This is a genomic window from Moorena sp. SIO1F2, assembly GCF_010672755.1.
In the GTDB taxonomy this organism is placed as follows: Bacteria; Cyanobacteriota; Cyanobacteriia; order Cyanobacteriales; family Coleofasciculaceae; genus Moorena.
On the sequence record NZ_JAAHFV010000477.1, the window covers coordinates 1 to 4,130 of the forward strand.

2 protein-coding genes are annotated in these 4,130 nt (G+C 43.4%); both read right to left on the bottom strand.

The window, feature by feature from the left end:
* Positions 1-271 precede the first annotated feature (271 nt).
* A complete protein-coding gene (locus F6J94_RS31250) occupies positions 272-1,696 on the bottom strand; it encodes a hypothetical protein (protein ID WP_293047377.1) in 1,425 nt (474 codons plus the stop codon).
* 294 nt (positions 1,697-1,990) lie between these two features.
* The coding region (locus F6J94_RS31255) for a WD40 repeat domain-containing protein (RefSeq protein ID WP_293047379.1) at positions 1,991-4,130 on the bottom strand (2,140 nt) is incomplete at its 5' end.

Sequence of the window (4,130 nt, forward strand, 5' to 3'; positions counted from 1 at the left end):
GAATTTCCTGACCGTTTTGTTTTTATTACAGCAACTAAGTAGTTAAGCTATCAGCTATCAGTTATCAGCTATCAGCTATACCAAAGGGAACAGGGAACAGGGAACAGGGAACAGGGAGTAGGGAGTAGGGAGTAGGGAAAAGGGAACAAAAATTCTCGCAATTCCTACACGGATTGGTATATCAGTTATCAGTTATCACCTATCAGCTATCAGCTATCAGCTATCAGCTTATGCGCTACGCGCTGCATCCCTATTCCATACTCCCTGTTCCCTATTCCCTGTTCCCTATTCCCTTTGCTGTAGTCGCGATCGCATCAGCTCTAGCATTCAATCGCTTGAGTAAGGTTGTATGGGAGAGGTTGGGATCATCCTCAAGATTGACCAGACCAAAACTAATCGGGGGTGTATGACCGGGCAAATCTACCCAACGATACCAGGTATAACCGACAAGAGCGGGATGAGTCAAAGCCCTGGCTAAGGACTTAGCGCCATTACGCATCATCCGTGACCTTTCGGAAAACCCGTCTTCTGGTTCATCGGGTAAGGCTCGTTGAGTAAACCTGGTGTGTCCCCAACTAAACTCAGTGTTGAGCACTGGCAATTTTGTAGCTTGGTAGTATAGGTCTATCCGCTCATACATGTTGTAGCGATAATTGTTAGCAGATACTACATCTACCCAAGGTCTTTTGATGGCGGAAAATACAGCATTAGAAGGAGGTGCCCCAAACCGACATCCCAGGATTAAATGATTGTGGTCATAGCGGTGGATTGCTGCTGCAGTTTCCTGAAAATAGCGTCGAGCAAATTCTGCTTGAAACCCATTCTGATCCACTAAGTAGCCTTTAGAAACAATCCCTTGTTTTGTCTTAGTCCATTCTTTAATCGTGTCTCTAGATTCAATCGGGACCTGCCAATCTTTAGCTAACTGCTCTAAACTATTACCATGGCGCTTTAAAACAAAATCCCAAGCAGCACTATAGGCGGGTTTTTCTGGATTGAGGCTAAGGCAAAATTGCAGTAAAGATGCCTTAGCGTTATTGGTGAGCAACAACTCTGAGTTAACCTTTCGGTCTGGTGTTTCAGCGTGTGCCCAATTGAGTTCATTGTCAGTAAAATATCCCACTAGCAGCTTACTACTTGCCACCGGTGCTACGATTTCCTTAGCTTTAGCATCAATCCCTTCAATCCATTTCGGATCAAACACATCGGGTAACTTTAGCTTCCTGTCATCAACCCTAAGTTCGCTGTCTGGAGCAGCTTTGACGAAATTTAGGATAACCGTGTAGGGCATACCCTGATCCCACAATTGAGGTGGTGTCCATGCTCCTAGGGCATTAAAATTCCAGTTTCGCAGCCGCTCAAAGGTAGCTTCCCGAAAGGCAGCGGGGTCTTGACCATATTTATCCTCGACAACCGGAACATAGGGAGCAGGATAGCCAAAGTTGACGGAGGTGACACCCCGGTAAAGGAAGGGTTTGCCATCGGGGTCAATCAACCACCAACGACCTTTGTGGGATTTGCCAACTCGGAAAAAATCCTGCTGACCTATTACTGTTTCGGTCTTGATGCGTACTTGGGCAAGAGGACTAGCAGCTTGAGACGCAAGAAGACTATTGGGTAGAGCAGAACTCAGCAGTACGATAACTGCTGAGAGGATGAATAGAATAAATCGGGATAATACTTTCCAATATCGCATTTCAGTTTTGTTAATCCCTGATTGAGATCCCCCGTTGGTCCCCCTTAATAAGGGTAGGGCTGTTTCATCTCATTTATAAACCCTATATAGGCCGGCGTTGCTGAATTAAGGAATGAATGCGCGATTATCTGATTTTATTACAGCCCCCTAAATCCCCCAACTTTGGGGGACTTGTCTTGATGCAGTCGCTCATGGGGGTTTCCCCCAAGACCGCGCTGCATCGCTTGAGAGTTTTGTTCCCCCCAGAATTGGGGGGCTAGGGGGGCGAAAGCATACCCAAAATCAGCAACGCCATCAATTTTTGCAGAGATTGCGATCGCTCTCGTCAAGATTGGGATTCGTCTCCAAATAGTCTCGGACCCAATTACAACCCTTGACTATTAGTTCATCCAATCCTCCTATACGCCATAACTTGGCATTTCCGGATGTATCAAGAGTGGCTAGTAAGCTGCCATCAGCACTAAGACTTATACTTGTAACTGTACTTACATCAACTGTACTTTCATTAACTTTACTTTGATGCCCATCTTTGAAAGCAGTCAATAATTTTCCTGACATATCCCATACATAGGTATAACCCTTCTCCTCCATATGAGAACCATTATCCTCCAAATAACGCCGCTCTGCACTAACCACTAAGCCACCCTGGGTACTAAAACCGATACTATCAAAGCCATACTTAGCACTCTTAAACTTAACTAATTCCTCACCAGACTCCAATTCTTTTAAAAAGATATTACCTCGCTCTACATAGTGATCAGGTAAAGCATTCTGCGCCACTAACAGCTTGCCATCGGAGCTAAAAGCGATTTCACCCCATAGCTTAGGTTCAGTTTTCCAGATTTTACTGTTCAAATTCAACCGATGGAGAGTACTAGTATTCTTATCATCATAACCCTGCGGATATACAGTACTATCGTTCTCCACAACAAGCAATTGTGTACCATCAGGGCTAAAAAGAAGCTGGCTAATTGTTTTATTAAAATTTTTAGATTTATACAACTGATTGCCATTCAAATCCAATAAGCGAATCCTATTATCTTTACCAACTCCAGCCAATTGTGTACCATCAGGGTTGAAAATGATTTGCCTTATTGTTATTTTAATATCTGGAAATCGCTTCAACACCTTACCAGTCAAATCCAACCGACGAATAGTGTCATCACTTCCGACAACAGCTAGTTGCTTACCATCGGGGCTGATGCTGATACTTTTTAAATTCGGAATTAGCTCTAACTCCTCTAATGGCTTCTTATCTAGTTTCCACCAGACCAGGGTATTGTCATCACCTAAACTAGCAAGTTGTCTGCCGTTCGACGAGCTAGAAATCACCTCACGAATACCACCTTGATGCCCTTTCAGTTCAAATTCCAAGGCGTCTGACAAAGAGTCATTAATCTTATATGGTTCATCATAAACACTAATAATACCCTCACCCTCTTGCCCAATAATCAGACGACCTTCGGTATCAAAAATGATACTGCTAGCTCTACTTATGGGTTTAAACTCCTTCCAATATTCGCTATCTAAACTACGAAAGTAGGCAATGCTTACATCATCTCCAAACAATCCTGCTAAGTATTCACCATTAGGACTAATAGGACTAAAAACCAGATTTCCCGAGAGTGTAGGACTAAAAGCCAGATATCCAGAGGGTGCCTGATTAAAATTTTTAAACTCTGCCAACTGATTACGACTCCTGTAGTCCGACAAGCTGAGGGTATTGCCAGATTGGTTAGCTACTACTAGCTGGTTATTGGAGTTAAAGCTAATACTATAGAAATTGCCTTCCTGTTTCAATAGCTTCGGTTTATCTCCCGTTTCCCACAGGCAGATAGTACTGGAATTGCCCTTCTCAGTTACCCTTTGTAAATAGGCTAGAAGCTTCTTGCTATCAGGACTGAAACTGATCCCTCTGTCATATACACCGAAACCAGTAGGAGATAGATTTAAATCAGTATATGTAAACCCTGAAATACAGTCTGTAAGCTGACGTGGCTCTTCCTGTTTTCCTTCTAAGTTCCAGAGGCGAAAAGTCCCTTGCTGGTCAATTGTTGCTAATAAGCGACTATCCGGACTAACATCAAGATCTACGTCCCCCTCATGTCCTGAAAATACTTTGGGTTGTTGTCTGCCTTTGAAGTCTTGTAAGCGGACAGTACCATCCTCTGCTGTAGCAATCATTAACGTACCATCAGGCTTAAAAAACATCTTCTCAAAACCTTGAGGTACTTCTCTGCGGTTATATTCTCTAGTTGAATATAATGCCATTCGTAAAGTTTGTAACACTTCAGCTTGAATCTTACTGTCTGGCTTGAATAAGGATAAGTATCCCGGCCAATCTTGAATAGATTTTGCTGCCCGTAAACTGGCAAGCAAAGCTTCTAAATCTGGATAGAATCCAAATTTGGCTTCAGCGGCTTGCCGATCGGCC

Coding starts and splice junctions, on each gene's coding strand:
- F6J94_RS31250 (WP_293047377.1), bottom strand. CDS start 1,696: ATGCGATATTGGAAAGTATTATCCCGATTTATTCTATTCATCCTCTCA.